The sequence below is a fragment of the Corallococcus llansteffanensis genome (genome assembly GCF_003612055.1).
GTDB classification, from domain to species: domain Bacteria; phylum Myxococcota; class Myxococcia; order Myxococcales; family Myxococcaceae; genus Corallococcus; species Corallococcus llansteffanensis.
In genome coordinates this window covers 1-4095 of record NZ_RAWB01000751.1, presented here as the reverse complement: position 1 = coordinate 4095, position 4095 = coordinate 1, and the positions used below count along the sequence as shown (strand labels likewise).

Here is a 4095-nt window from a genome sequence, read left to right as displayed (position 1 = left end):
GGACGCGGTGCTCGCGTCAGGATGCGCACCTACACCGGTTATCGCACCGGGCTCCCCCCAGGTTGCGTAGCCTCCCGGTCCACAACCCCTGTCCGGTCGCCCGCCTGCCGCGTCATGGGCGCGGCCCAATCCCGGATCATTTCGTTTTGAGCGCTTACCGGATCGGCCAACCCCTTGTTAGCACTGGCCTTCCGCCCCGGACGGAAGCCGGGGTGACCGCCGCGATGCGTCATCCAGGAACCGAGAACAATTCTTCCAGGCCGGCCGGCAGATCGGATTGCCAGGCCGGGTAGTTATGGCCCCCATTGTAGGTCTGGTACGTGGCGCGGTGGCCGGCGGCCTGGAGGACGGGCAGGAGGCGCTGGTTGCCGTCCACCAGGCCTTCGAAGCGGCCGCAGTCCATCCAGACGTGGAGGGGCGGCTGGGCGGGCCTGCGGGCCAGGTCGAAGACGACCAGGTCCGTGCCGTCGATGGAGAAGGCGCCGGACTGGGACAGCACGCGGCCGAAGATGCCGGGCAGGCGCTGGGCCACGAAGAGGGCCATCAGCCCGCCCAGGGAGGCGCCCAGCACCGCGTGCGCGCCGGGCGTGCGCTGCTCGTCCACCAGCGACAGCTTCTCGCGCGCCAGGGGCAGCACGCTGCGCTCCAGGAAGCCCACGGTGGCCTCGCTGCACGCGTACTCCACGGTGCGCGCGGGGCCGCCGTTGGACACGAAGGCCAGGGCCACCGGACGCATGCGGCCCTGGGCCACGAGGTTGTCCACCACCGTGGGCAGCTGGACGCGCTCCAGGTAGTCGTCGCCGTCCAGCACCACCACCAGCGGCACGGGGCCCGGCACGGGGGGCGCGTAGAGGGCCACCGCGCGCTTCGCTCCCACGGCCCACTCGTGCGTGTCCACCTGGTGGCGCGTCACGCGGCCCCGGGGCACGCCGCGCACGCGCTGGCCCAGCGTCGTGGCCTGTCCCTTCGGCATCCAGAAGCAGTGGTTGAAGTCGCCGAAGCCGTTGTCGGAGCGGCGCTTGTTGAGCGCGTCGCGCACGCGGCGGCCTCGCGCGTCCTGGAGCGCGTACTCCACGTAGGCGTCCTCCGGCAGCGCCAGCGAGCGCGCCCACAGGCCCTTGTCCACGCGCTCCAGCGGCAGCGGCTCCCCGCGCCAGTCCTGGAAGTCCCCCTGCAGGAAGACGCGGCTGTTGCCCTTCCACACGAAGGTGGCGGTGTCCCCGTCGATGACCGGCGTGCCCTCGCGGCGCGCGCGTGCTTCCAGCGTCTTCGTGTCCATGCGTGCCGGGCACTGTATGCAGCGCGTCCCTCCGCGGTGGCGCCGCGCGCCTCCTGCGTCCACCCGCGGACATCCGCGCGGGGGCGCCTCAGGGGCCCGCGTGCGGCAGCAGGTCGCGCAGCGCTTCGTCCAGCGCGGGGTGGCGGAACTGGAAGCCCGCCTCCAGCGCGCGCCGGGGCAGCACCCGCTGGCCCTCCAGCGCCACGCGCGCCATCTCCCCGAAGCGGGCCTTGAGGACGAAGCCCGGCACCTGCAACACCGCGGGCCGCCCCAGCGCCATGCCCAGCGCGTGCGCGAAGGTCGCGTTGGTCACCGGCTCCGGCGACGTGGCGTTCACCGCGCCCTCCAGCGTGGGGTGCTCCAGCGCGAAGCGCATCAGCGCGAAGAGGTCCTCGCGGTGCACCCAGCTCACGTACTGGTGACCGTTGCCCACCCGGCCGCCCGCGCCCATGCGGAACACCGGCAGCATCCGGTGCAGCACGCCGCCCGCCGGATGCAGCACCACCCCGATGCGCAGGCGCACCGTGCGCAGGCCGGCCTCCGCCGCGCGCGCGGCTTGCGCCTCCCAGCCCTGGCACACGTGGGCGAGGAAGTCGTCCCCGGGCGCGTCGTCCTCCGTCAGCGGCTGGTCCCCGCGCGCGCCGCCGTAGTAGCCCACCGCCGAGGCGCAGACGAAGTGCCGGACGGTGCCCGCCTGCTTCATCGCCTCCACCACCACCCGCGTGCCCTCCACCCGGCTCTGGTGGATGCGCTGCTTGGCGTCGTGCGTCCAGCGCTGGTCCACCGGCTCCCCGGCCAGGTGCACCACCGCCTCCGCCCCGGCGAGCGCGTCCGGAGACAGCGGCGTCTGACCATCGAAGAAGGACCCCGTCACTCCGGCGGGCAGCCTGCCCAGCGCTTGTTCAACGTTGCGGCTGAGCACGTGCACGGTGTGGCCGGCATTCAACAAACCCTGGACAAGCCCCGGGCCGAGGAAGCCGCTGGCACCCGTACAGGCCACCTTCACGGGCGGGCCTCCGGCGGCTGCTGCTCGGCCAGCAGGTCCTGGCCCACCAGCGCCCCCAGGGCCGTGAAGAAGCGGGCGCGGTCCTCCGGCTTCATGCGGCCGGAGTGGCGGAAGACGAGCGTCCCTTCCGCGTCCAGCAGCATCACGTTGGACGTCTTGGTGGGCAGCTTCCAGGGCGCCGCGCCCAGGGTGCCGTCCAGGTCCACGAGGATGGGGACCCCGGCCTTCTTCTCCTCATCCCGCACGTACGAGAGGGCGATCTCCCGAGCGGGAAAGAAGTCGTACTTCTCCAGGTTCGCGACGGCCACCACCCAGGCGCTCTGCAAGAGCCCCCGCTCGCGCCCCCGCGTGAACAGCTCGTCCTTCAGGGGCAGGTTGAGTGTCGTGGAGTCCTTGTCCTCGTAGAACAGGATGACGGGTTTTCCACGCCAGCGTGACAGCCGGACGCGCTCCCCCTTGGAGGTGCTTAACGTCGCATCCACCGGCTCCGGGGCTGGGGCGGCGCCGCTCGCGCTCCCCGCCGCCAGGGTCACCGTCAACGCACCTGCGATCCACGCCCGCATGGGGAGCCTCCTGTGTACAAGGTTCTTACAAACCTTAGACATAGCCTTGACAATCTCTGGACGCAAACGCTACCTCTAGGTGGAAAGGCTGCTGCCGTGCTTCCGACTTCGGAGATCCGCTGTATGGCCACCCCGCTTCCCAACGTGCAGCAGACCCCCGGCGGCGTGGCACCCCCGGAGCAGGCCTGGCTGCAGCTCGTGCAGGCGCAGGTGGAGGCGGCGCTCGCGCTGCTCTTCGAGCTGCCGGACGAGTCCTCGCTGGATCCCCGTTGGACGCGGGCGGTGGAGCAGGCGCGAGGCTACGCGCTGCGGCCCGCCAAGCGGCTGCGGCCGGCCCTGGTGCTGGCGGGGTACGGGCTGGCGCGGGGAAGCACCTCGGTGCCGCCGGGGCTGTGGCGCTTCGCGGCGGGGCTGGAGTTGCTGCACACCTTCCTGCTCATCCACGACGACGTGGCGGATCAGGCGGAGCTGCGGCGGGGCGGGCTGGCGCTGCACCGGATGCTGGCGCCGGGACGGCCGGGCGAGGACCTGGCGGTCGTCATGGGCGACCACCTCTTCGCGCGCTCGCTGGAGGCGATGCTGGAGTCGGGGCTGCCGGGCGTGTCGCGCGTGGTGCAGTACTACCTGGGCGTGTGCCGGCACACGGCGGCGGGGCAGTACCTGGACCTGGACCTGTCGCGCATGCCGCTGTCGGAGGTGACGCTCTTCCAGACGCTGCGCGTGGCGCATCTGAAGACGGCGCGCTACGGCTTCAGCGCCCCGCTGGTGTGCGGCGCGATGCTGGGCGGCGCGGATGATTCGCTCCAGAAGGGGCTGGAGCAGGTGGGCCGCTCCGTGGGGCTCGCCTACCAGCTGAGAGACGACCTCATCGGCCTGTTCGGCGACGCTTCGGTGGCGGGCAAGGCGTGCGACGGCGACTTCACGCAGGGCAAGCGCACCTTCCCGGTGATGGCGGCGTACGTGCGCGCCACGCCCGCGGGGCGCGAGGAGCTGGAGCGGCTGTGGGCGCTGCCGGTGGAGGAGAAGGACGAAGCGGCCCTCGCGCGGGCCCGGGCCCTGGTGGAGTCGTTCGGAGGCCGCGTCGCGTGTGAGCGCGCGGTGGAGCGGGCGTCGCGGCTGGCGCGCCGCGGCCTGTCCACCCTGCCCAACCCCCACGGCATGAGGGATTTGCTGGACGCCCTCATCGCCCGGCTCGCGCGTCGTGCTTCCTGAGGACACGTCCATGAGCGCACAAGGCAAGCGGGTGG

The 4095-nt window shown here is 72.4% G+C and carries 4 protein-coding genes; 1 reads left to right on the top strand and 3 read right to left on the bottom strand.

The features are described from left to right. Positions 1-229: 229 nt before the first annotated feature. From D7V93_RS39500 to D7V93_RS39490, 3 genes are all read right to left on the bottom strand, one after another. Positions 230-1279, bottom strand: coding sequence for an alpha/beta hydrolase-fold protein (locus tag D7V93_RS39500; protein WP_120648207.1), 1050 nt, complete (start codon positions 1277-1279; stop codon positions 230-232). A gap of 88 nt (positions 1280-1367) precedes the next feature. Beyond that, on the bottom strand, positions 1368-2285 hold the full coding sequence (locus D7V93_RS39495) for a TIGR01777 family oxidoreductase (RefSeq protein ID WP_120648206.1): 918 nt from the start codon (positions 2283-2285) through the stop codon (positions 1368-1370). Beyond that, on the bottom strand, positions 2282-2848 hold the full coding sequence (locus D7V93_RS39490) for a peroxiredoxin family protein (RefSeq protein WP_244237782.1): 567 nt from the start codon (positions 2846-2848) through the stop codon (positions 2282-2284). The genes D7V93_RS39495 and D7V93_RS39490 overlap by 4 nt, the downstream gene beginning before the upstream one ends. Positions 2849-2971: 123 nt before the next feature. Here D7V93_RS39490 and D7V93_RS39485 point away from each other — a divergent pair, with 123 nt between their 5' ends. Next, complete coding sequence (locus tag D7V93_RS39485) at positions 2972-4060, top strand: polyprenyl synthetase family protein (RefSeq protein ID WP_120648204.1); 1089 nt, start codon at positions 2972-2974, stop codon at positions 4058-4060. Positions 4061-4095: the final 35 nt, after the last annotated feature.

Excerpts from the sequence above, each read along its gene's own strand:
- D7V93_RS39500 (WP_120648207.1), bottom strand. The coding sequence starts at position 1,279 with ATGGACACGAAGACGCTGGAAGCACGCGCGCGCCGCGAGGGCACGCCG.
- D7V93_RS39490 (WP_244237782.1), bottom strand. The coding sequence starts at position 2,848 with ATGCGGGCGTGGATCGCAGGTGCGTTGACGGTGACCCTGGCGGCGGGG.
- D7V93_RS39485 (WP_120648204.1), top strand. The coding sequence starts at position 2,972 with ATGGCCACCCCGCTTCCCAACGTGCAGCAGACCCCCGGCGGCGTGGCA.